The 21,832-nt window shown below is 73.7% G+C and carries 18 protein-coding genes; 9 read left to right on the forward strand and 9 right to left on the reverse strand.

Annotated elements, in window-relative coordinates:
- Nucleotides 1-332: 332 nt before the first annotated feature.
- Nucleotides 333-1,592: an aminotransferase class V-fold PLP-dependent enzyme gene (locus tag ACIPK3_RS32805; protein WP_402575661.1), complete on the reverse strand. Its 1,260-nt coding sequence runs from the start codon at nucleotides 1,590-1,592 to the stop codon at nucleotides 333-335.
- Nucleotides 1,593-2,007: 415 nt separating this feature from the next.
- On the opposite strand from ACIPK3_RS32805, the gene ACIPK3_RS32810 reads away from it, so the two are divergent.
- The gene (locus ACIPK3_RS32810; RefSeq protein ID WP_402575663.1) at nucleotides 2,008-2,337 is read left to right on the forward strand and encodes a hypothetical protein; all 330 of its coding nucleotides are present in this window, start codon (nucleotides 2,008-2,010) and stop codon (nucleotides 2,335-2,337) included.
- A 177-nt stretch (nucleotides 2,338-2,514) separates the two neighbouring features.
- Complete coding sequence (locus tag ACIPK3_RS32815) at nucleotides 2,515-5,229, forward strand: AAA family ATPase (RefSeq protein ID WP_402575665.1); 2,715 nt, start codon at nucleotides 2,515-2,517, stop codon at nucleotides 5,227-5,229.
- A gap of 96 nt (nucleotides 5,230-5,325) precedes the next feature.
- Here ACIPK3_RS32815 and ACIPK3_RS32820 read toward each other — a convergent pair whose 3' ends face one another.
- Entirely contained in the window at nucleotides 5,326-5,493 is a 168-nt protein-coding gene (locus ACIPK3_RS32820) for a hypothetical protein (protein ID WP_402575667.1), read from the reverse strand.
- 17 nt (nucleotides 5,494-5,510) lie between these two features.
- Here ACIPK3_RS32820 and ACIPK3_RS32825 point away from each other — a divergent pair, with 17 nt between their 5' ends.
- The 3 genes from ACIPK3_RS32825 to ACIPK3_RS32835 all read left to right on the forward strand — a co-directional run bounded on the left by ACIPK3_RS32825 (nucleotide 5,511) and on the right by ACIPK3_RS32835 (nucleotide 6,867).
- On the forward strand, nucleotides 5,511-5,879 hold the full coding sequence (locus ACIPK3_RS32825) for a hypothetical protein (protein ID WP_402575669.1): 369 nt from the start codon (nucleotides 5,511-5,513) through the stop codon (nucleotides 5,877-5,879).
- Nucleotides 5,876-6,547 carry a nucleotidyl transferase AbiEii/AbiGii toxin family protein gene (locus ACIPK3_RS32830; protein WP_402575671.1) on the forward strand — a complete coding sequence of 224 codons (672 nt, stop codon included), beginning with the start codon at nucleotides 5,876-5,878 and terminating at the stop codon, nucleotides 6,545-6,547. The genes ACIPK3_RS32825 and ACIPK3_RS32830 overlap by 4 nt, the downstream gene beginning before the upstream one ends.
- Nucleotides 6,548-6,660: 113 nt before the next feature.
- Nucleotides 6,661-6,867: a helix-turn-helix transcriptional regulator gene (locus tag ACIPK3_RS32835; RefSeq protein WP_402575673.1), complete on the forward strand. Its 207-nt coding sequence runs from the start codon at nucleotides 6,661-6,663 to the stop codon at nucleotides 6,865-6,867.
- Nucleotides 6,868-6,955: 88 nt separating this feature from the next.
- Here ACIPK3_RS32835 and ACIPK3_RS32840 read toward each other — a convergent pair whose 3' ends face one another.
- Nucleotides 6,956-7,678: an alpha/beta hydrolase gene (locus ACIPK3_RS32840; RefSeq protein ID WP_402575675.1), complete on the reverse strand. Its 723-nt coding sequence runs from the start codon at nucleotides 7,676-7,678 to the stop codon at nucleotides 6,956-6,958.
- Nucleotides 7,679-7,915: 237 nt separating this feature from the next.
- On the opposite strand from ACIPK3_RS32840, the gene ACIPK3_RS32845 reads away from it, so the two are divergent.
- Nucleotides 7,916-11,986, forward strand: coding sequence for an AMP-binding protein (locus ACIPK3_RS32845; RefSeq protein ID WP_402575677.1), 4,071 nt, complete (start codon nucleotides 7,916-7,918; stop codon nucleotides 11,984-11,986).
- A 347-nt stretch (nucleotides 11,987-12,333) separates the two neighbouring features.
- Here the strand turns inward: ACIPK3_RS32845 and ACIPK3_RS32850 are convergent, their stop codons facing one another.
- On the reverse strand, nucleotides 12,334-12,669 hold the full coding sequence (locus ACIPK3_RS32850; protein WP_402575679.1) for a hypothetical protein: 336 nt from the start codon (nucleotides 12,667-12,669) through the stop codon (nucleotides 12,334-12,336).
- A gap of 24 nt (nucleotides 12,670-12,693) precedes the next feature.
- Between ACIPK3_RS32850 and ACIPK3_RS32855 the strand changes: the two genes are divergently transcribed.
- Nucleotides 12,694-13,896, forward strand: a complete 1,203-nt coding sequence (locus ACIPK3_RS32855) for an RNA-guided endonuclease InsQ/TnpB family protein (protein WP_402575681.1) — start codon at nucleotides 12,694-12,696, stop codon at nucleotides 13,894-13,896.
- 234 nt (nucleotides 13,897-14,130) lie between these two features.
- On the opposite strand, the gene ACIPK3_RS32860 is transcribed toward ACIPK3_RS32855, so the two are convergent.
- Together ACIPK3_RS32860 and ACIPK3_RS32865 are read right to left on the reverse strand one after the other, a co-directional pair.
- Complete coding sequence (locus ACIPK3_RS32860) at nucleotides 14,131-15,363, reverse strand: helix-turn-helix domain-containing protein (protein ID WP_402575683.1); 1,233 nt, start codon at nucleotides 15,361-15,363, stop codon at nucleotides 14,131-14,133.
- Nucleotides 15,364-15,641: 278 nt separating this feature from the next.
- The gene (locus tag ACIPK3_RS32865) at nucleotides 15,642-16,391 is read right to left on the reverse strand and encodes a response regulator transcription factor (protein WP_402575685.1); all 750 of its coding nucleotides are present in this window, start codon (nucleotides 16,389-16,391) and stop codon (nucleotides 15,642-15,644) included.
- Between the two features lie 266 nt (nucleotides 16,392-16,657).
- Between ACIPK3_RS32865 and ACIPK3_RS32870 the strand changes: the two genes are divergently transcribed.
- A complete protein-coding gene (locus ACIPK3_RS32870; RefSeq protein WP_402575687.1) occupies nucleotides 16,658-17,110 on the forward strand; it encodes a DUF2871 domain-containing protein in 453 nt (150 codons plus the stop codon).
- 81 nt (nucleotides 17,111-17,191) lie between these two features.
- Here ACIPK3_RS32870 and ACIPK3_RS32875 read toward each other — a convergent pair whose 3' ends face one another.
- Entirely contained in the window at nucleotides 17,192-17,866 is a 675-nt protein-coding gene (locus ACIPK3_RS32875; protein WP_402575689.1) for a helix-turn-helix domain-containing protein, read from the reverse strand.
- 190 nt (nucleotides 17,867-18,056) lie between these two features.
- Here ACIPK3_RS32875 and ACIPK3_RS32880 point away from each other — a divergent pair, with 190 nt between their 5' ends.
- The gene (locus ACIPK3_RS32880) at nucleotides 18,057-19,622 is read left to right on the forward strand and encodes a condensation domain-containing protein (protein ID WP_402575691.1); all 1,566 of its coding nucleotides are present in this window, start codon (nucleotides 18,057-18,059) and stop codon (nucleotides 19,620-19,622) included.
- Between the two features lie 206 nt (nucleotides 19,623-19,828).
- Here the strand turns inward: ACIPK3_RS32880 and ACIPK3_RS32885 are convergent, their stop codons facing one another.
- Together ACIPK3_RS32885 and ACIPK3_RS32890 are read right to left on the reverse strand one after the other, a co-directional pair.
- A complete protein-coding gene (locus ACIPK3_RS32885; RefSeq protein WP_402575693.1) occupies nucleotides 19,829-20,413 on the reverse strand; it encodes a GNAT family N-acetyltransferase in 585 nt (194 codons plus the stop codon).
- A gap of 138 nt (nucleotides 20,414-20,551) precedes the next feature.
- Entirely contained in the window at nucleotides 20,552-21,727 is a 1,176-nt protein-coding gene (locus ACIPK3_RS32890; RefSeq protein ID WP_402575695.1) for a glycosyltransferase, read from the reverse strand.
- Nucleotides 21,728-21,832: the final 105 nt, after the last annotated feature.

The following is a 21,832-nucleotide window of genomic DNA, read 5'->3' on the forward strand; positions in this document are numbered from 1 at the left end:
TTCCCGAACAACGCCGTCTCCGACGTGAACCGGTCACCCGTGAGCTGCATCCCATCACCCGAATCACCCGCAAAACGAATGATCACACGATCCAGACTGCGGACATCCTTGTCGGGTGACGGTGCCGTTCGCAGAGGTGCGGTGGTTTCCACGGACATGCTCGTCTCGGCTCCTGTCGTCCCTGTGGGTCGTACACCTGGCCAGGCCAGAGGCTAATCAGGGGCGTTAGAGGGGCACTCGTGCGAGCGGTGCCGGCGAAACCGGCGAAAGCCTGTGGCGGCAATCCCGCCTGGGACCGTCGGTGCGGCGATCGGCCTGGGACCGTCGGCGCTTCACCGGCGTCCGCGCGGGGACGGCACCCCGAAGGCGTGGACGGAGGCCGGCCGACGGTCGCGGTCGGCCTCCTCGGGGGTCCTGTCCGTGCCGGGGCGCCGGCTGCGCCACTGGGACAGGTCGGTGACGGTGTCGTAAGAGGGGGCGACGGGCGCCGGTACCGGGGTGCGGGGGCGCTCGTGGGTCGTCAGGATCTCGTGCAGTGCCTCGCCGAACCTGGTGATGTCCTGCGCCGAGTTGTCGTGGTGGACGGAGGCGCGCACCGCCGTGGTGACGCCCAGCGCGGGCAGGTACAGCGGGGTCTCCTGCGCGACCGTCTTCCAGACGACGACGCCCCGGGCCGCGAGCTGCCTGCGTACCACCGCCGCCGGCAGTTCGTCGTGCCGGAAGGTGAGGATGCCGGACTGGATCCGCCCGGGGGCGATCAGTTCGGTGCCCGGTGCCTCCTCGACGGCGGCACGGAGGTCGGCGAGGAGGTCCTCGTCGGGCAGGGCCGCCGTGTGTTCGGCCAGTGCCGCGTTCAGCGCGGCCACGGCGGCGCCGTGCGGGGGTACGGCCGGTTCGGCGCCCATGCCTCCCAGCAGGGCCCGCAGCCGCGGTGAGGTGTGGGCGAAGCCGACCGACTGCGGACCGCGCAGGAACCGCCAGCCGTCGCCGGTGAGCAGGTCGCTGCCGATACGGGCCGCGTCCACCGGGAACTGGCCGACCGCGTAGGAGGCGTCCACCGCGTACACGCAGCGGTGCGGGGCGAGGATGCGGCCCACGTCCTCCACGGGGTTGACGATGCCGCAGCCGGCCGGGACGTAGGTCACGGAGACCAGTGCCACGTCGTCGCCGATGTGCGTGGCCATCCACTCCAGGTCCAGGTCGCCGTCCGGGCGCAGCGGTACGACGTCCAGGGCGCAGCGGGTGCGGTCGCGCAGGGCGTACAGGGTGGTCAGGTTGGCCGCGCTCTCGTAGGGGGTCGTCCAGACGCGGTCGCCCTGGCCGAGGGGCAGGCGGGTGAGGAGGGTGGCGTACGCGTCGGCGGCGCCGGTGAACAGGGTGGTTTCGCCGGCCGGGGTGCCCAGCAGTGCGGCGAGGCGTTCGTCGAGTTCGTCGTGGACTGCGTCGTCGAGGTGCTCCTCCAGTTCGTAGGAGCCGTAACGGTCGTCGTGGCGGGTCCATTCGGTGAGGACCGCGCGTGCGGTGGCGGGCATGCGGCCCAGACCTGCGGAGTTCAGGTGGACCATCCGGTCGCCGTGGGACGTCGCGTTCACTTCAGGGGCCTCCCCCCGTGCGATGGGGCAATGTCTTGCCTCTTGCTTGGCAATACATTGCCAACATGGGTGGGGAGTTGGCAATGCGGGCTCCGGCGGCGCTCTAGTTCTGGGTCTCGGTGGGCTTTTCCGGCTGCGGTCCTGCCGTCGTCTCGTTGTGTTCTGGGTTCGGTCCCGAGGAATTGCCAAGTTCTGGCAGAGAGGTTCTCGTGCTGCCATGACCTGCTGTTTGTGCAGGTCACTTGGTGTTCGGTGTGGCAATTCCCGGGCGCCGCCGGGGGGTTCGGGGGGCTCCTGGCGGCCCTCTTGAGGGAATGTCCACCAATTCCCCAGTGATTTACGAGAATTCCTTGCCAATCTTCTTGGCAAGAGGTTGCCAAGCAGCCGAAGCGAAGTTGACACAGAGGAGCCGGCCATGAACCGCATCGCCAGGATCGCCACCACCGCCGCCGCCGTCGTCGCCACCGCGTTCTCCGCCGTCGGCGTCAGCGCCGTCACCACGCAGGCCATCGGCTGGCCGGCCACGAGCACCGTCTCCGCCGCCGGCACGGACGACATCGGCTGGCCGACCACCCCCGCCACCGGCACCGGCAACATCGGCTGGCCGACCGCCCCCACCGCCTCCGCCAACGGCACGGACGACATCGGCTGGCCCACTGCCCCCACCACCGGCTCGGACAACATCGGCTGGCCCACTGCCCCCACCGGTACGGACAGCATCGGCTGGCCGACCACCGCTGCCTGACCGTCGGCCCCTGCAACGGAGCCCTCTTCACCGGGAAGCCCCCGCCGGCCCTGTGCCGCCGCGGGGGCTTCGGGCGTTCCGCGGTGGGGGGTGGCAGATCCGTTCCGGCTCCACCCCCCTTAAAGGCGGTGATCCCATTCTGGCCCCGACCAGCGCGGTTCCAGTGAAGGGCGGGCCATGACCGAGGCAGGCGGGGCATCCGTTGCCGGTGCTCTGGAGGCGGTCCTCGCCACGTGTGCGGTGGGGCGTTGCCGGGTGGTACTGATCGAGGGTGCCGCCGGTTGCGGCAAGAGCCATCTCCTCGACGCCGTGGCCGAACGGGCCGCCGCCGCCGGAGCGCTGGTGCTCACCGCCGCCGCGACCGAGGACGGGCGCCGGGAGCCCCTGGGGGTGCTGCGCCGACTGGTGGGCAGCGCGCCCGCGTTCGCGCTGCCGCGTTCGGGTGCCGGGGAGGGCGACGGCGACGGCGACGGCGACGGCGACGGCGACGGCGACGGGAACGGGAACGGGTACGGCGAGCCGGCCGGGGAGGCGATGCGGGCGTTCTGCGCGGAGGTGTGCGACCTCTCCCTGGCCGGGCCGGTCGTCCTGTGCGTGGACGACGTTCATCATGCGGACGCGCAGTCGCTGCACCGTCTGGGGCACCTCGTACGGCACGCCCGCCCCGCCCCGGTGCTGGTGGTGGCGACCGTGTCGTCGTACGCCGCGAAGACCCAACGCCCTTTGTCCGGGTCCGAGCTGGCCCGCCTGCCGCACTTTCGCCGGATCCGGCTCGGTCTGCTGTCCCGCGAGGAGACGTCGCGGGCCGCGGGGCCGGGCGCGGGGCGTACGGCGGTGGAGCTGCACCGATTGAGCGGCGGCAATCCGCTGCTGCTGGGCGCGCTGTTGGAGGAGGACCGTGCCGCCGGGGTGTCACCGCCGCCGGCGCCCGCCCCGGACGGGCCGTTCGCCGCGGCCGTCGCCGCCTGTCTGCGGCGCGGTGGTCCGGGTGTCCTGGAGGCGGCCCGGGCGGTGGCGGTTCTGGCCGGCCGGGCCACCGAGCCGCTGGTCGCCGGCGTGCTGCGGTCCGAGGCCGGGCCCGGCGGGTTCGCCGTGCCCGCCGTGTCTGTCGTGCTTGCTCTGGCCGAACTGCGCGCCTGTGGTCTGCTCGACGGGCTGCGTTGGCGGCACCCTGATGTGCCGGCCGTGGTGCTGGGTGACGCCTCGCCGCGTGTCCGGGCGGATCTGCACCGGCGGGCCGCGCTGGCGCTCGCCCGGGCGGGGGCGCCGGCGGACGCGGTGGCCGGTCAGTTGCTCGCACCACGTGCGGACGGTGCGCGGGTGCCGGTGCGTCCCGAGGACTTCGCCCTGCTCGTGGGCACGGCCGAGGACCTGCTGGCCCGGCGCCCCCGCGAGGACCGCACCGGGCAGGCCGAGCGGCTGCTCGAACTGGCCCACGGCATCTGTCCTGAGGAGGCCGCGCGCACCGGGGTGGCTCTGCGGCTCGCGCAGGTCGCCGCGCGTCGTGCTCCGGAGGCCGCCGAGCAGCGGCTGACCGCGCTGGCCACCGGGTCCGGTGCGGCTTGGCCCGAGGGGGCGGAGTACCGGTCGCTGCTGGCCGGGATGCTGCTCGCGCAGGGGCGGGTCGCCGAGTCGGCCGCGTCGGCGGCGCAGGCCGGCGGTGACCCGTCATGCGGCACTCCCTTCGGTACGCCTTTCGACACTCCCTTCGACGCCGTACTCGACGCCCCGGTGGGGGACTGTGAGTCACTGCTGGGGTCGGCGCGGCTGACGGATGCCGGGCTGGCGCCGCTGGTGCTGGCGGTGCGCACGCTGCTGTACTGCGGGCGGGCCGGGAGTGCCGTGCCCGCGAGCCTGCGGGTGCTGGAGCGGGCGGAGGTGAGCGGGGTGGTCGGCTGGCGTGCGGTCTTCGCCACGCTGCATGCCGAGGCGCTGCTTCGGGCGGGTGATGTGCGCGGCGCCCACGAGCATGCGTCGGCGGTGCTGGATGCGCTGCCCGCCGGGGGTGGCGGGGTGTTCCGTTACGCCCCGGTCGCGGTGCTCGTCGAGGCGTGCGGTGCGCTCGGCCGCTACGAGGAGGCCGCGCGGCACATCCGGTACCCGGTGACCCGGCGGGTGCTCAACAGCCTGTACGGGCTTCAGTATCTGCGGGCGCGGGGGCTGCACCGGTTGGCTGTGGGGCGGCCGCAGGCTGCCCTCGCCGACTTCCGCAGGGTTGGCCGCACTCTGCAGGTGTGGCGGGCGGATCGGGCGGCGTGCCTGCCGTGGCGCACGGATGCGGCGCTGGCGCTGCTGCGGCTGGGCCGGGTACGGCAGGCGCGGGAACTGGCCGAGGAGCAGCTGGGGTCGGCCGATGGCCGGCGGCCCTGGGTGCGGGGCCGGTCGCTGCGGCTGCTGGCCGCGACGGGTGAGGAGGGCGGGCGTACGGTCGTGCTGCGGGAGGCCGTGGGGGAACTGCGGTGCAGTGGGGACCGGTTGGAGACCGCGCGGGCGCTGGCCGATCTGGGGCGGGCTCTGTGCGCGGACGGTGGCCGGGCGCGGGGTGCGGCGCTCTCGCGCGCCGCGTGGAGCCTGGCCCGGGAGGTGGGGGCGGTCGCGTTGCGGGACGAGCTGCTGTCGGGTGCCGGGCTGTCGGTGCCCGCTGCTCCTGGTGTGCCTGGTGTTTTCGGTGTTCCTGGTGCGGGTGTGCCGGAGCCGTTGACCGCGTCCGAGCGGCGGGTGGCCGAGCTGGCGGCGGAGGGGCTCACCAACCGTGGGATCGCGGCACGGCTGTGCATCACGGCGAGTACGGTCGAGCAGCATCTGACCCGCGTCTACCGCAAGCTGGGGGTCACCGGCCGTAACGGGCTTCCCGCGGAACTGGGTTCGGGACGGACGCCTGCCGTCACCTGATCCGGACGCCGTCGTTTCCTGCCGCTGCGCCGTCCCGGTGTGTACCGCCCTGGAGGAGCAGGGCTCCCGTCGAGGTGTTGGCCGCCGGGCCGCCGGTCATGTCCGGGTGAGGGCGGCGCACGGGTCGTGGAGGAGGCGGGCGGCGCGGTGCGCGGCCCGTACGGCGTGGTCCTCGTCACTGGGCAGGCACCGGGCAGCCTCGGGGTCGTACACCGTCATGATGACTCCGGCGTGGTCGGTGGCGGGGTGATTGTCGCGGCCCATCGGGCGATACTGGGGGCATGGCCATGCAGTCCCCGTCGTTTCCTGTGCCGAACGCGTTCAAGCTGCTGTGCGAGCAGTACGCCAAGCGGTTGCCCGCGCGCTTGGAGGACCTGACCGGTCCTGCCCAGGGCACGGTCGATCTGCCGCTGCACGTGGTGTGGTCCGGACGCCGCTCCTACGACGTGGAGCAGCCCAGATCGCGGATGGGTCTGTATCGCACCGTTCTCGCCGAGGGGCAGCGCGAAGACCTCATCGACTTCCTGAACAGGGACCTGCTCATCGAGCAGTGGCCCGTGCTGCGGACCCTGATCAGCCGCCCGATCCGGCACGTGTGGGAAGCCGCCTTCCCCGAACTGGCCACCGCCACGACCACCGCAGCCGCATGAACCTCACCGACCTGCACCGCCGGCTCCTGGCCGACGTGCTCGACATCGGTACGCCATACCCTCTGGTGATCACCGGCGGCTACGCCGTCCAGGCCCACGGCCTCGTCAACCGCCTCAGCCAAGATCTCGACGTGGCCACCGAGAACCCCTCCCCCATGGACGAGATCGTCCGCACCGTCGCCGACGGCCTCACCCAGCGTGGCTGGGGCATCCGGCAAGTCGAGACGAGCCCGCTCTCCGGACGGCTCATCGCCACCGACCGCACCACCGGCGAAGAGTGCGAGGTCGACATCCTGAAGGAAGCGTTCTGGTCTCCACCCACCGTGACCGAACACGGGCCGGTACTCGCCCTCAACGACGTCATCGGTACCAAGGTGCGCGCCCTCGCCGACCGCGGTGCGGTCCGCGACCTCATCGACGTCCACGCCGCCGCCAGGCACCGCACCACCGCCGACCTCGAAAGCCTCGGCCGACGCCATGCCCGCTTCGAATTCAGTCTCCAGGACCTGCGCGACCGCCTCGCCGGCGCGGAATGGTGGGACGACCAGGACTTCAGCGACTACGGGCTGAGTTCCGGGCAGATCGCCGACCTGCGAGCCTGGGCCCTGGCCTGGGTCGGCGACCTCGATACCCGGATCTCCGCCGAGGAAGACCCGGACAACAACTGACCAGGTAGTTCTCGACGCCGGCGGTGCGACGACGCCCCAGCCCGAGCTGAAGTGGGCCTCCGGCTCGCCGATGGCGAGACCGGTCTGGCCGCCGTCGGCCTCCTGGTGCGGGTGTGCCGGAGCCGTTGACCGCGTCCGAGCGGCGGGTGGCCGAGCTGGCGGCGGAGGGGCTCACCAACCGTGGGATCGCGGCACGGCTGTGCATCACGGCGAGTACGGTCGAGCAGCATCTGACCCGCGTCTACCGCAAGCTGGGGGTCACCGGCCGTAACGGGCTTCCCGCGGAACTGGGTTCGGGGCGGGCGCCTGCCGTCATCTGATCCGGACGCCGTCGTTTCCTGCCGCTGCGCCGTCCCGGTGTGTGCTGCTCCGGAGGAACAGGGCTCCCGTCGAGGTGTCGGCCGCCGGTCATGTCCGAGTGAGAGCGCCGCACGGGTCGTGGAGGAGGCGGGCGGCGCGGTGTGCGGCCCGTACGGCGTGGTCCTGGTCGCTGGGCAGGCACCGGGCGGCCTCGGGGTCGTACACCGTCATGATGATTCCGGCGTGGTCGGTGGGGGGCTCGTCGAGTGATGTCGGCCGGCCGCGTTGCCGCAGTGCCGCGTGGAGGCGGCGGGAGTGCTGGATGTCCTCGACTGTGTCGGCGGTGCCGTGGATCAGCAGGACGGGTACCTCATCGAGTGTTTTGTCGAGCAGTTCGTCCATGGGGGCGCGGCCCGTCAGTGGTTCCGGGTCGGTGTATCCGCCGGCGATGGCCACGACGGCCCGGGGGCGCCAGCCGTCGAGTGCGCGGGGGTCCAGGGCGGCGGCCACGGCGGCTCTGGCGCCCAGGGACCAGCCGGCGAGGGTGATCCGGCCGCTGTCGCCGCCGTAGTCGTCCGTGTGGCGGCGGACGAACGCGGCGGACTCGCGCAGGTGGGTGCGCCCGTGGTCGTGGGTGTCCGGCCGCCAGTCCGGGACGAAGCAGACGGTGCCCAACGCGGCCGTGGCGCGGGCGAGCGGTGCGAGTACGTCGCGCTCGTCGGGGCCGCTGCCGTGCCAGAGCAGTACGGTCGGCGAGGCCTGTGGCGCGGTCACCGGCCGGTACACGTCCAACCGCTGGCCGCTCTCTCCGTAGGCCAGCCCGCTCGTCACGGCGACATCCACCGTCGACCCCCACTGTTCCGTTGCGTGTGACGTCCTCCTGGCAACCCCGTTCGTCTTGTGCGGCTCGGAGTCGCCTGCTTCTGCCTGCGGTTCAAGTATCGCTCCAGTGCTGCGAGATCAGCGCTCCGGGGCTTGTTGCCAGCATCTTGGCAAGGTTTTGCCAAGCCGGAGCGCGCTACCACTGCCGCTGCCACTGTCGTGTCGTGTCGTTAGGAGCGAGTGCCGATGTCCATCTCCAGCCTCATCGAGTCGGTGCTGACCGCCCATCCGGCCGTGTCGGCCGCGGCGGTGTCCGTGCACGGGACCGAGGGCGGCGGCGAGCAGCTCGTCGCGCATGTGGTGCCCGGGGATCCGGTCGCGGCCGTCGCCGTCGCCGGGGAGGAGGCGCAGATCGCCGGGTGGCGAAGGATCCACGAGGCCCTGTACGGCGGCGCGGGGGCGGCCGGGACGGGTGCCGGGGCCGTTGTCGAGAGCGTGTACGACGGTCTGCCGATCCCGGCCGCGGAGCTGCGGGAGTGGCGGGAGGCCGCCCTGGAGCGGGTGCGCGGGCTGCCGCGGCGTCGGATCCTGGAGATCGGTGCGGGCGGCGGGCTGCTGATGGACCGTCTGGCCCGGCAGGAGGAGGTCGAGGAGTACTGGGCGGCCGACTTCGCCGCCTCCGCCGTGGCCGCGCTCGCCGCACGGACGCAGGACGACCCGGTCCTGCGGGACAAGGTCCGGCTGCGCCGGCAGGACGCCGGCGACATCAGCGGCCTGCCCGCCGGTCACTTCGAGCTGGTCGTCCTCGACTCGGTGGTGCAGTACTTCCCGAGCCTGGCCCATCTGCGCACCGTGCTGGAGCGGGTGCTGCCGCTGCTGGCGCCGGGCGGCTCGGTGCTGCTGGGCGGGCTGCGCAACCTCGATTTGGCCCGCTGCCTGGCGGCCGGGGTGGAACTGGCCCGGCCGGGCGCGGCCGACGGCGACCGCGAGGAGCTGCGCCGATCCGTCGAGCGCCGTCTGGCGGCCGAGACCGAACTCCTGCTCTCCCCCGGCCTGTTCCCCGTCCTGGCGCGTGAGCTGCCCGGGGTGCGCACGGTCGACGTGCGCGTCAGGCGCGGCACCGGCCACAACGAGCTGACCCGCTACCGCTACGACGTCCTGCTGTCGACCGCCGCGCCGGCCGCCGACCTCACCGCCGCGCCCGTGGTGCGCTGGGGGCGCGAGGTGTCCTGTGCCGCCGAGGCCGAGGACCGGCTCAACACCCACCGCCCCGCCGTGCTGCGGCTGGCCGGGGTGCCCAACCGGCGGGTGCACGACGAGTACGGCGCGATGCTGGCCCTGGACAACCCGCTGGAGAGTGTGGACCTGGCCCCCCAGGACGCGCCCGCCCCCGGTCTGGAGGCGCTGTGCGCGGCCGGTGAGCACCTGGGCTACCGGGCGCTGGCGACCTGGTCGGGGCAGGGCGCCGAGCTGCTCGACGTCGTCTTCGTCGACCCCGACCTGGTGCCCCCGGGCCCGCTGACCGGCGTGTACGTGGCACCGGCCGCCGCTGTCGTCGAGGAGTGCGCGGGGACGCCGGCCGCGCTGGAGGGCACCGTCGACCTGGCGGCCGTACTGCGCGGTCATCTCCGGGAGCGGCTGGGGGACCATCTGGTTCCGTCGGCGCTGACGACGCTGGACGCGCTGCCGCTGAACGCCGACGGCAGCGTGGACCGCGCGGCGCTGCCCGAGCCGGCGCCCGTCCGCGGTGTGGAGGCCTTCGCCGCGTCCGCCCCCGGCACGCCGGTCCAGGAGATCGTCCGGGACCTGTTCGCCGAGGTGCTCGGGCTGGCGCGGCGTGAGGTGCATGCCGGCTCCGACTTCTTCCGGCTCGGCGGTGACGACGAGGACGCGCGGCGGCTGCTGGCGCGGGTGCGCGAGACGCTGGACGCCGATCCGGGCGGGCGGGCGCTGCACGGGGCGCCGACGCCGGCCGCGCTGGCCGCGCTGCTCGGCGACCTGCCCGCCGCCGCCACCGGTCCGGGCGGCGCGGGCACCGACAGCGCGGTGCTGCCGCTGCGGCTGCGCGGTCCGCTCGACCAGGGTGCTCTGGCGCAGGCGTTGCAGGACCTGGGCCGGCGGCACGAGGCGCTGCGCAACTCCCGGCTGGGCGCGGCCGGCACCCGGCTGCGTGCCCTGGGTGCCGAGGACCACCTGCTGTACCTGGCGCTGCCTGCCGCCTGCGTGGACCTGTGGTCGCATCTGCCGCTGGCCGCCGAACTGGCCCGCGCTTATGGGGCCCGGGTCGGCGGCGGCGTACCGTACCGTTCCCCCGCCGGGCTCGACGCGGCACCCCGTACGGTCTTCGGCGACCTGCCGCCGACCCCGCTGCCCGGCAGCGTGCCGCAGGCGGGCGCCGCCTCCTACGGCACGCTCGAAGCCGAGCTGGACGGCGAACTGCACGAGCGGCTCACCCGGTTCGCGGCCGAGCGGGGCAGCACCCTGTTCATGGTGGTGCACACCGCGCTCACCGCCGTGCTGTCCCGGCTGGGCGCGCCCGCCGAGGTCACGGTGGCGGCGCCGGTCCCGGCCCGGGACAGCGCGGCGCTGCGCGGTGCGGTCGGCCCCTACGGGCGGGTCCTCGCGCTGTCGGTGGACACGTCGGGCGACCCGGCGTTCGCTGAACTGCTGCGCCGGGTGCGGGAGTCGGACCTCGCCGCCTACCGGGACCCCGGGTCGGCCCTGGCCGTGCCGCCCGGCGGGGTCGCGCTGAGTGTGCTCCAGGAGACGGACGGCGCCTTCGAGGCGGCCGGGCTGACCGTGCGGCCCCAGGGCGGCGAACTGCCGCTGCCCGCGGCCGACCTGGGGCTGACGCTGACCGAGCGGCAGACCGGGCAGGGCGCGCCGGCCGGTGTCGGGGTGCTGGTCGCCTACCGGCACGAGACGGTCGGCGAGGCGGCGGCCGCCTCGCTCACCGGGCAGCTCACCGCCGTACTGGAGGCCGCCCTGGACGAGCCGGAGACCGCGCTGAGCCGGCTGCGGCTGGAGCCGGGCACCGCGGACGGCGGGGTGTGGGCGGGCGAGAGCGCCGTGCTCCCGGCGCGGAGCGTGGCCGAGCTGTTCGCCGCCCAGGTGGAGCGCGCCCCTGAAGCGATCGCGCTGGCGGGCCTGAGTTACGGCGAACTCGACGCCCGCTCGGACCTGCTGGCGCATGCGCTGATCGCGCACCGCGCGGGTCCGGGTACCTCGGTGCTGACCGCGCTGTCCTCGCCGGTCGGGTTCGCGGTCGCTGCGCTCGCCGTCGCCAAGGCGGGCGCCGCGCTGCTGCCGGTGGACCCGGCGCTGGATCTGGACGAGTCGGTCGGGCCGGTGGTGCTGCTGCTGGACGAGACGGCCGACCTGGTGCTGCCCCCTGTGGCGGGCGCGGCCCGGCTGGTCCGCGACGACGCCGCCGACCGGCTGCCCGCCACCGGGCGCTGGCCGGTCACCGACGCCGACCGGACGCGGCCGCTGCGCGCGGACGAGGCGGTGCTCCTGGTCCCCGGCGAGGACGGCACGGTGGTGGTCGGCCCGGAGGCGGTGGCCGCGGCGACCCTGTCGGATGCGGCCGACGCCGCCTGGCTGGTACGCGGTTACCCGGACGCCGACGTCACGCTCGGTCTGCTGGGCGCGCTGGTGTGCGGTGCCCGGGTGCACCTGCCCGACGGCGCGCTCGCCCAGGCGGTGCCGCACGAGGTGCTGCGCTGGCTGCGGCAGGAGGGTGCCCGGGTGGTGCTGGGCGGCGCCGACGACGCGCTCGCCGCGCTGGTCGCGCTGGCCTGGACCGAGGGGGACGAGCTGGCGGTGAGCGGTGGCTGGGCCGAGGGCCGGTTCGTCATCGAGCAGCTGCCCGGCGGGCCGCCCCGTCCCGCGCCCGGCTACCGCGCCTACGTCCTCGACGCCCGGATGCGGCCGGTGGCCCCCGGCGAGACCGGCGCCCTCTACATCGCGGGCGCGGGCGTGGCCCAGGGCTACGCCGGGGATCCGGCGGCGACCGGTGAGCGGTTCCTGCCGGACCCGGTCGCCGCCGCCGACGGCCGCGCGGCCCGCATGTGGCGCACCGGCCGCGCGGCCCGCATGTCGGCCGACGGCATGCTCCGTGTGCTGGACCGCCCGGCGCAGGACGACCCGTTCGCCGACGACTTCGCGACGTTCACGGTCCTCGCCGACACCGCCGGCCACCACGCCCTGTGGCCGGCCTCGGTGCCCGCTCCGCAGGGCTGGTCCGAGACCCATCCCGAGGACCTCTACGAGCTGTGCCTGGACCACATCAACGAGCGGCTGGGGCACCCGTTTTAAGTGTCCGCCGTGCCCTGCACCGTTTCGCTGCCCGCGGGTTCGCTGCCCGCGGGCCGGCGGCGCTTGCGGACGCGCCTCGCTGCGGGCGTCCGCCCAAGGCCACCAGGGCGGACCGGGGCCCCTCGGGTGATGAGTTCAGACGTCAGACATCTGTCTCGACACCCCAGGAGCCTCGCCCGTTCTGACTCACCCCTCGTCACCCGATTTTAGTGGCCGAACTGAAAGAGCTCACTCGCTCGGCGGCCCGTGGGGTACGCCCGATTCCGGGGCTGGCGCTACTCGACTTTCGGTACTTGTCGACGGCGGCGCGCTTGGCCCGGGCCGGGCAGGTCGGGGTGGTGTCGGGCTCAGTGGAAGCCGAGCATGCCGGGGGTGTCGATGCCGATGGCGAGGATGCCGGGCGGGTAACGGATCTCGTCGTCGGTCAGCAGGATGGGCATGCCGCCTGTCCCGGTGCGGCGCAGAGAGGTGTAGAGCGCGTGGCAGGTGTCCATGCCGCCGTAGCCGTCGCGGAACAGGGTGCCTACGGCCGGGGCGTCGATCTGCCCGAGCGGCTCGACGTCGGTGCACGGGTACCCGAGAACGGCCCGCGCCGCGCCAGCTTGGCTGGCCTCGGCCTGCGCCAGGCACAGCGCCGGCACCAGAAGCCGGTCTCCGTCGGCGGTGACGTCGACTGCGAGCACGTGGGGGCTGTTAGGTTCTGGTTCATGACGGCAGCAGCGATGGCCGAAGGGTCCGGACATGCCCGGTTCACCTGTCGGCTGCGTGTGTCGTCGACCGCGCTGGCCGGGCTGGATGCGGAGTGGGCGCGGTGTCGTTGGGTGTGGAACGAGTGCGTGGCGGTGTCCCGCAAGGTCCACGGCTTCAACCGGAGTGCCGGGGAGAAGATCACGTGCGGTCCGGCGCAGCTGGACAAGATGTTGACTGGGGCCCGTGCCGGGATGGCGTGGCTGCGTGAGGGTGCGTCGGTTCCGCAGCAGCAGATCATCCGGGACTTCGCGAAGTCCCGGGCCAAAGCGCTGAAGGACATCAAGGCGAAGCTCCCGGTGCGGCAGCGGGCCCAGATGCCCCGCATCAAGAGGAAGCGCGAGGCCCTGCCCACCCTCAACTACACACGCCGCGGCTTCCGCCTGAAGGACGGGCGCCTGCACCTGGCCGGCGGGATCGTGCTGACCGTGGTGTGGTCGCGTGAACTCCCGTCCGCTCCGACGTCGGTGCGGGTGTACCGGGACAGTCTCGGCCACTGGTACGCCTCGTTCGTCGTAAGGAGCGGCGTCGAGCCGATGCCGCAGACCGGCGCGGTGATCGGTATCGACTGGGGCGTCAAGGAGACGGCGACCACCACGTCCGACGCCCACGACCTCCGGCACGCCCAGCACGGGAAGACCGCTGCCACGAGGCCGGCCCGCTATCAGCAGCAGATGGCCCGCCGCGCGACGCCGAAGAACCGGCCCGACACCCACGGCTACCGCAGGGCCCGGAAGGCCGCGGCGAAGGTGTCCAAGAAGATCGCCCGACAGCGGCAGGACACCGGCCGCAAGTGGGCCAAACGCGTGGTCCGGGACTTCGACCAACTCGCCGTGGAGGACTTCCGCCCGCGCTTCCTCGCGAAGTCGACCATGGCCCACAAAGCGGCCGACGCCGCGATCGGCGCCACGAAAACGGCCCTGCTCGAGATGGCCCGCAAGCACGGACGGACCGTGCACCTGGTCCACCCCGCACACACCACCATGGACTGCGCACACTGCGGAGCGAGAACCAAGCACGCACTCCCTCTTTCCGAGAGAACGTACACGTGCACCACATGCGGAACGGCGTCCCCCAGGGACAAGAACTCCGCCCGCGTGATGCTCGTCCGGGCTGGTCTCAACCCGGCAAGTGCCGATCTTGTAAGCCCTGCCCCCTGCTAGGAGCCAGGCGAAGTGAGCTAGAAATCCACCTCCCTTCAGGGAGGGGAGGATGTCAAGAGGGCCACCCGATCCAGGACTGGCCGCGCCTTCGAACAGGTTGGGCACGGTTTGCGGGCACCGGGCGGTCACCGGCCAGGACCCGGCCGGACCGGGCTGTGCCGCCGTGCGCGGGCGGGGGCTGGTCCGCCGTCATGGCCACGGCGGGGCGGCGGCAGCGGCGAAGTCCCTCCGGCCTCAGGCCCGGCCCTGGGGCTGGGTCTGGGACTGGGACTGGGCCAGGGCTTCGGCGAGGATGCGCCAGATCTCGGCGGCCAGGTCGATGTTGGCGTCGGCCTGTGCCTGTTCGGCCAGGGCGCGCAGGCCTTTGACGCCGCCGTCGTCGCCGGAGAGGATGCGCAGCTGGTGGCGCAGGATGTCGAGGCGTACCCGGTCCCGGTAGGTCATCCGGGGTTCCTCCAGGGCGAGTTCGCCGAGCAGGGTGCGGGCGTCGTCGTACTGGGCGGTCAGGAAGGCGAGGTCGGCCTTCAGGGCGGTCAGTTCCTGGCGCAGGCCGGGGGTGCCGGCGAAGGCGAGTGCCGACTCGGCGGCGGTGACGCAGTGCTGGGCGGCCTCCGGGTCGGCGGGGACCTTCTGGAGGTGCAGCCGGCCGGCGGCGAGCCGGAGCCGCAGCCACAGCACCAGGTCGTCGGAGCTGCTGAACCGTTCCAGGGCCTGGTCCAGGTAGGCCTGCGCGGCCGGGTAGTCGCCCTGGCGGACCCGGACGGCGGCCGCGGTCCACATCGCCTCGGCCCACACCGTGTCCGAGCGGCCCTCGACGAGGGCGGCCAGTTCGTCGGCGTGCGCCCGCGCGTCCGGCATCCGGCCGGCCTCGGCCTCCACGGAGACCAGCGCGAGCAGTACCGCGGAACGGTCGTCCACGCCCAGGCCGGCGTCGCGGGCGAGGTGGTGGGCGGTGACGCAGGCCTCCAGGGCGGCGGTTATCTCGCCGAGCGAGCGCAGGCAGCGGGCGAACCTGGTCAGCCCGCGCACCCGCAGTTCGGCGAGCCCCACCTCGTCGCCGAGCCTGACCAGATCCTCCAGGTACTCCCGCTCCCCCTCGTGGTCGCCCTGCACCCGCCGGTGCTGGGCCAGTTGCCACAGTGCCTGCCAGCGCAGTACCGGCGTCTCGTGGCCCTCGGCCGCCAGGGCCTCGCGCAGTGTCTCCACCGCGTCCCCGGAGCCGGTGGAGGCGGCCAGGGTGAGCGCGTGTGCCAGGGAACCGCCCGCGGGGTCCTCGAAGTCGGCCGGTTCCAGGCCGAGCCGGTCGGCGAGGTAGGCGACGGCGCGTTCGGTCGGCTGGCGGGCGCCCGACTCCAGCCGGGAGAGGTAGCCCGTGGACATTCCGTCGCCGGCCAGCGCGGTCTGGGAGAGTCCCTGCGCCATGCGCAGCTTCCTCAGTCGGCGGCCGAACGCGGGCTGTCGGAGCATATGACCATTCCCTCGGTTGAACACGCGACGGCGGCGGCCGCGGAACGGATGGGGCACGGGTGGGGCAACTGGGACCGCGTCGAGCGTAGGCGGGCTGGCAACGGGCGGGCAAACCCTTGCCATGGCCCGTGCCCTGGGTCTCTTGCGGTTCTCGCGCCCGCCTCACGCGGGTCTCACGCCGGTCTCACGCGGCTGTCTTGCGGTTCTCCAGCGGCGGGAAGAATCCGGCGGTCACCGCGGGACGGCGAGTGCGGGGGTCGCCGCCGTGGTCACGGCGGTCACAGCGGTCGTCGTACGCCGGTCTCGAAGGCGTAGATGGCGGCGTGCACCCGGTTGGGCAGCCGCAGCTTGTGCAGCATGTTCTGCACATGTGTCTTGACCGTGTGCTCGGAGAGGGTGAGCGAGCGGGCGATCTCCCCGTTGGACTGTCCGCGCGCCAGCAGTTCGAGCACCTCGCACTCGCGGCGGGTCAGTTCGCCGGGGCTGATGCTGGAGATCCGGGGGTGCGGGACCGGGCGCCGTCCCTCGGCCGGGACCAGGGTGTATCCGGCGGCGGCCAGTACGACCGCGGCGGCGAGCTGACGTGCCGTCGTGGTGCCGGGCAGGTGTCCGTGGGCCGGGCCGCGCTCCCTGCCCCCGCCGTCCCCGCCGTCCTCGGTGTCCTCGCCGCCGACCACCAGGACGGGCAGGCCGTCGGGTGCGTCCTGTGCCAGCCGGCCCCGCTGTTCGGTGTTCTGCGGGCCGTGCACGACGAGTACCTGCGGGCGCAGGGAGCGCAGCACGAGGCCGAGTTGGGGCCCGGGCGCGCTCTCGCCGGTGACGGCGATGCCGGGGTGTCCCTCGAGGAGGGCGCGGATGCCGACGCGGGCCAGCGGGTCGGTGCCCACGATGTGGACCCGGACGGGGCGTGCCGCCTCCACTGCCGGGGCCGGAACCGGTTCGGCGGCCGGGTCCGGGGCGGTTGCGAGGTGCCCGGCCGGCTCGTCGAGCGGGGGCAGGACGTGCAGTGTGGCGTGCCGTTCGTCCATGGCTGCCTCCTCCCCCAGGCATGCGTCACGGTAGACGTGCCGCTCGTGCCCGTCCCGTTCGCTCGAGCGGTTCCCGAAGCGGTTGCGAGCCTGTCTCGCGGGGCCGGGCGGGGGGGTGGTGATCGTTGGGGGCGCGGGCTACAGGACCGCTCAAGAAGCGCACGACGGGCGCTGGAGGCGGTTCGTGCTACCGGCCGGCGGGCAGGCACCGGGTGCTTGAATGAGGCCAGTCGGCACGCCTTACGACTCAGGGAGCGAGCGCCGCGATGCGGAAGTCGTACTACGCAGCACACGTCTACATGATCGTGGGAGTCGTCTCCGGTTTGTTCTACCGGGAGTTCACGAAGATCAACGACTTCACCGGTGATACCCAGCTGGCTCTGATGCACACGCACCTGCTGGCTCTGGGCATGCTCGGCTTCCTGATCGTGCTGGGCCTGGACAAGGTGTTCCAGTTGTCGGGGACGCGGATGTTCGACTTGTTCTTCTGGTTCTACAACGCGGGTATCACCGTCACCGTCGCCATGATGGGCGTGCACGGGTGTCTGACGGTGCTCGGCGACGACGTGCCCGAGGCCGTGCCGCTGATCGCGGGTCTGGGCCACATCCTGCTGACGGTCGGGCTGATCCTGCTGTTCGTGCTGCTCGGCAAGCGGGTGAACGAGGCGGTCGCCAAGCCGCCGACCGGGGACGCCGAGCCCGCCAAGACCTCGGTCTGAGTCTGAGCCCTGGCCGCCGGGCCCAGCCCGCCGGGCCGGCTTGGACGCCGGGCTGACTGGGCCGTCAGGCGGGCTGGGCCGTCAGGCGGGCTGGGCGGCGGCGGTGCCGGTCAGCATCGCGGCCAGCAGGGCCATCCGGCCGGGTGTCGCGGACCGGTCGAGCCGGCCGCCGTGGGTGAGCGTGGCCAATCCGTGCCAGGCGCTCCACACCACCTCCGCCAGCGCACGCGGGTCGCGGCCGGCGGCGAGCGGCTGTACGGCCTCCTCGATCTCGCCGAGTACGTCCAGGGGCGGCGGCGCCGAAGACGCCTCTGCCGTGCCGGCCATGCCCGCCGCGGCCGCCGTATCGGCTGTGGCTGTATCTGCCGTATGCGCCCCGGACGTACCGGTGCCGGGCCGGGCGGCGCCCGCGTCGAGCACCAGCATGGCCTGGTAGAGCACCGGTCCCCGGGCGGCGAACTCCGCGTAGGCGCGGGCGGCTTCGGTCAGCGCCTCGTGGGGGCCGTCGGCGCCGAGGCGGGCGGCGCGCAGCGCGGCGGCGAGTTCGGCGAGGCCCTGCTGCGCCACCGCGTGGATGATGGCGTCCTTGTTCTTGAAGTGCTGGTAGAGCACCGGCTGGCTGTACTCGATACGGTCCGCGAGGCGCCGTGTCGTGACGTTGTCCCAGCCCTCCGCCTCGGCCATCTCGCGTGCCGTGGCGAGAATGAGCCGGTGGCGTTGGGCCTGCTCGCGAAGGCGGCGGTCTCGGAGGGTCATGACCCCACGTTAGCATTTCGGCGAAACTCAAGCTAGCGATGATAGGGTCGCTGCTTTTGGCAACTTCGGGGCGGGGGGCGGTGTTTCTGCACGGATGCTCAAGCGGTCTTCGAGGCGCTGTCGGCACGATCGCGGCAAGACTCGCCGCAGAGAGGCCGAAGACCGCCACAGAGAGGGCCATCCGATGCCGATGCGGACTCCCCCGGAGGCGCTGCTCGATCTGGCCGCCGACGTGCTGGGCCGTGCCGGGCGCATCCTGCCGGCCGAAGCCGCCGACTCCCCCTTCATCACCCTGGGCGGCACCCTCGAGCAGGCGATGCGGCTGCAGGCCCGCGCCGAGGAACGGCACCGGCTCTGCCTGGACCTGGCACTGCTGCTGGGGCCCGCGCCGCTCGCCGAGGTGCTGGCGCTGGCGGCGCCGGTGCCCGCCGCAGTGCCCGAGCGTCCGTCGGCGCACCGCTGCGGCCCGGCTCTGCCCGAGCAGCGTGCGGCCCTGTCCCCCGGCCGCCCGGCGCGCGCCGCGTACCGGGTGCTGAGCGCCGAGCTGACCGGGCCGTTGGACATGCGCGCGCTGCGTACGGCGCTGGAGGCGCTCGGCGCCCGGCACGAGGGGCTGCGGACCGTGTTCACGCCGTCGGCGACCGGGCCGGTGCGGCGGGTGCTCGCCGGGTGTCCGGTGCCGCTGGTCGTGCGGGAGCCGGTGGCGGTGCCCGGTCCGGGGCCGGAGGCGGTGGCCGCGGTGCACGCGGGTCTGGCCGCGCAGGTGACGGAGCTGGCGGGCCGTCCAGGCCGCCCGCCGCTGGCGTTCGTTTTGACCCCGCTCGGGCCCGGCCGGCGGCTGCTGTCGTTCCTGTACCACGCCGCGGTGGCCGACGCTTGGTCGGCGGCGCTCGTGTGGCAGGAGCTGCTCTCCGGCTACGGCCGCACGCCCGCCTTCGCCGCTGCGCCCGGCCCGGACGCGGTGGCCCGGCGGGCGCGGATGCTGCGCCGCTCGGGTGCGCTGCGCGCGTTGACGGCCGAGCGGGCCGGGCAGCTGCGGGACGTACCGGCGCGGCCGGTGCGGCGGGAGGCCTTCGACTTCCGGGGCGAGCGCCTCGCGTTCGGGATCGACGAGGAGCTGCGGGACGCGGTGGAGGCGACCGCGCGGCGGGCCGGTGTGCCGCACAGCACGGTGGTGCTGGGCGCCTGGGTGCTGGCCCTGGGCCGGCGGGCGAGCACCGACCGGCTGCTGGTCGACATGGAGATGCCGGTGCGGCCGACGGCCGCGCTGCTGCGGACGGTGGCGCCGTGCACGGCGACGCTGCCGGTGCGCTGCGCGGTGGAGCCCACGGCCGACTACTTCCTGCGCTCCTTGGCCTGTGCCTTCAGTGAGGCGCTCGGGTACGCGGAGGTGGACGCGGCGGCTCTGTCGCAGGAGCTGGGTCTTTCCGCGGGTTCGTCCCGGGTGGCGTTCGCGGCCCACGACGAACTGCTGCCGGCGCTGGTGCGGACCGGCGCCCTGACCGCCCGCTTCCACCACGGCCACCTGGGCGGCGTCACCGCCGAGGCGTCCCTGACGGTGCTGCGCTGGCGCGAACGCCCGCTGCTCGCCCTGGACTTCGCGACCTCGGCACTGTCCCGCCCCGAGGCGGTCCGCCTGGCGGCGGAACTGCGCACCACCCTGCGGCACCTGGCCCACTCCCGCCCGTGGAGCCTGGTCGAGGACCTGGTGCCGGCGGGGGTGGCGGGTGGGGTGTGGGTGGGGGCGGTGCAGTAGCGGGGCCGGCTGTGCGGCTACATCGGCCAGTCGCTCACCGAGCACGGCGCCAATGTCGTGGCTCTGACCGCGCGCCACGGATCGGGCCAGTACGAGCTCACGGACAAGTGGCGGAAGCGGCAGGGCGGGCAGGGCGGTTCACCGACACGGCCTGCTGAACCGGGGGCGCCTCATCACGGGGGTGAAGTCGGCGTGCCCGAGGGGCGCTACCAGAGTTTGTCGGTCTCCCCCGGATACAGCTCGATGCGGCTGTTGCGGAACAGTGTCTCGGCCTGCCGGGCCTCGGGGGAGAAGAAGGCGGCCATGGTCACCTTGTCGAAGCCGGGCCGGTCGCTGGGGAAGGGCGCCTGGGGGGTGCCGCCGATCAGGACCGCTCCGGGCAGGACGTGCCAGCCCGCGCTCTCGTAGAACGTCCGCAGCGGGCGGTCGCAGGTGAACAGGCCGAGGTCCAGGCTCCGTTCGGCCATCGTCTGGCGGGCTGCCGCCACCAGACGGCGGCCGTGCCCGTGGCCGCGGGCCTCCTGGCGGGTCACGACGGTGCTCAGGCCTGCGGCGGCGTAGGGGGCGCCCGCGTGGGTGATCTGCTTGGTCAGGATGTCCAGTGCGGCCAGCACGGTCCCGTCGTCCACGAGCAGCATCGACAGGGGCCGGAGCGCGGGGTCGTGGACCGGTGCGCCGGGAGGGGGGACATCCGGGCCGGGCGGGGACGGCCACGCCTGTTCCTGGATCTCGTGCACCTGCGCGCGCAGCTCGGCCGGGGTGGCTTCTTCGGGGAAGGACAGGATCCGCACAGCCCGATTGTGGCCGGGCGGCTGCGGGGCGCAAGGGATTTTCGCGGCGCACCGGGTCGGGGCCGGGGCGGGAGCATGCGGCGGTGCCGGTGCGCGCGGGGGTACCTGGCCGCGCGCACCGGCACCGGGCAGATGGGTTCAGCCGGCCAGTTCGACCAGCTTGGCCACGTTCTCGGCCGGGTCGGGCATCGAGGCGATCTCCGTGGCGACCTTGCCGGCGGCGATCCGGTAGCCGTCCTCGGCGAGCAGGCGGCGGGCGGTCTCGGTGACCGTGTCGGGTGACTGGTTGCCAGCCAGGAGGACCTCGCCCGCGCCCGCGGCGGCGACCGCCCTGCCGTTGGCCGGGCCGTCGGCGCCCTGCGGCAGGACCAGTTGGGGCAGTCCGGCGGCGAGGGTGGCCAGGGTGGTGCCGGCGCCGCCGTGCTGGACGACCAGCGAGGCGTGCTTGAGGGCTTCGGGCTGTGCCACCCACGGCACGGCCACCACGCGTTCGGGCAGTTCGCCGAGTTCCCCGACGGGTACGACCGGTCCGGCCGCGACGAGCACCGGGACGTCGAGCGGGAGCAGTCCGGCGAGGACGCTGCGCAGCACTTCGGGTGAGCCGAGTGCGGTGCCCAGGGTGAGGTAGACGAACGGCTTGCCGGAGGAGCGGATGGGTTCGGGCAGTTCGCCGGGTTCGGCGTAGGCGACGGTGCGCTGTTCGATGCGGGGCAGCGGCGCGGCCAGGAAGCCCGGGTCCTGGATGGACGGCGGGACGATGTCGATGTAGCTGCGGGACAGGGCCAGCAGCTGGCCGAAGGGCACCTCGACGCCCAGGTCGCCCGCGGTGGCGAGCAGTTGCTGCCCGATGCGCTCCTCCTCGGGGCCCAGTGCCATCACGCCGACGCCGTGGGCGACGGCGGGCACGCCCGCGAGGGCGGCGGCGAAGGCGGCACCCGGGTTCAGTGCCTCGTAGACGACGAGGTCGGGGCGGATCCGCTCCAGGGCGGTGGCCAGGTCGGCGGCGACCCAGCGCGGCAGTACGGAGCCGAAGACCTGCACGTGCAGGTCGGCCAGTACCTCCGGGGGCACGTCCTGGGCGCCGAGTTCGCCCGCTCCCGCGAGGTCGGCTCGAGAGCCGACTGCTTCCATGAACGCCTCGGGCACCGAGCGGCCGGCGGCCACCGGTTCGAGGCCGGCCGTCGCCACGGCGCGGTGCAGCTGCTCGCCGGTGGCGAAGGAGACCTCGTGGCCCGCGGCCCGGGCGGCCTTCGCCAACGGCAGGAGGGGATAGACGTGGCCGAAGTTTCCGGCGCCGGCAAAGAGGATTCTCATACCGGCTCAGCGTAGGGACGCGAACACCCGTTGTCTAGTGGTGACATATTTCCTGTCGCTGACAACATATGGGTATGGAAGTAGAGTTGAGTGAAGGGGGCGAAT

Origin of the sequence: Streptomyces sp. NPDC086787 (genome assembly GCF_044745865.1) — a bacterium.
GTDB lineage: Bacteria > Actinomycetota > Actinomycetes > Streptomycetales > Streptomycetaceae > Streptomyces.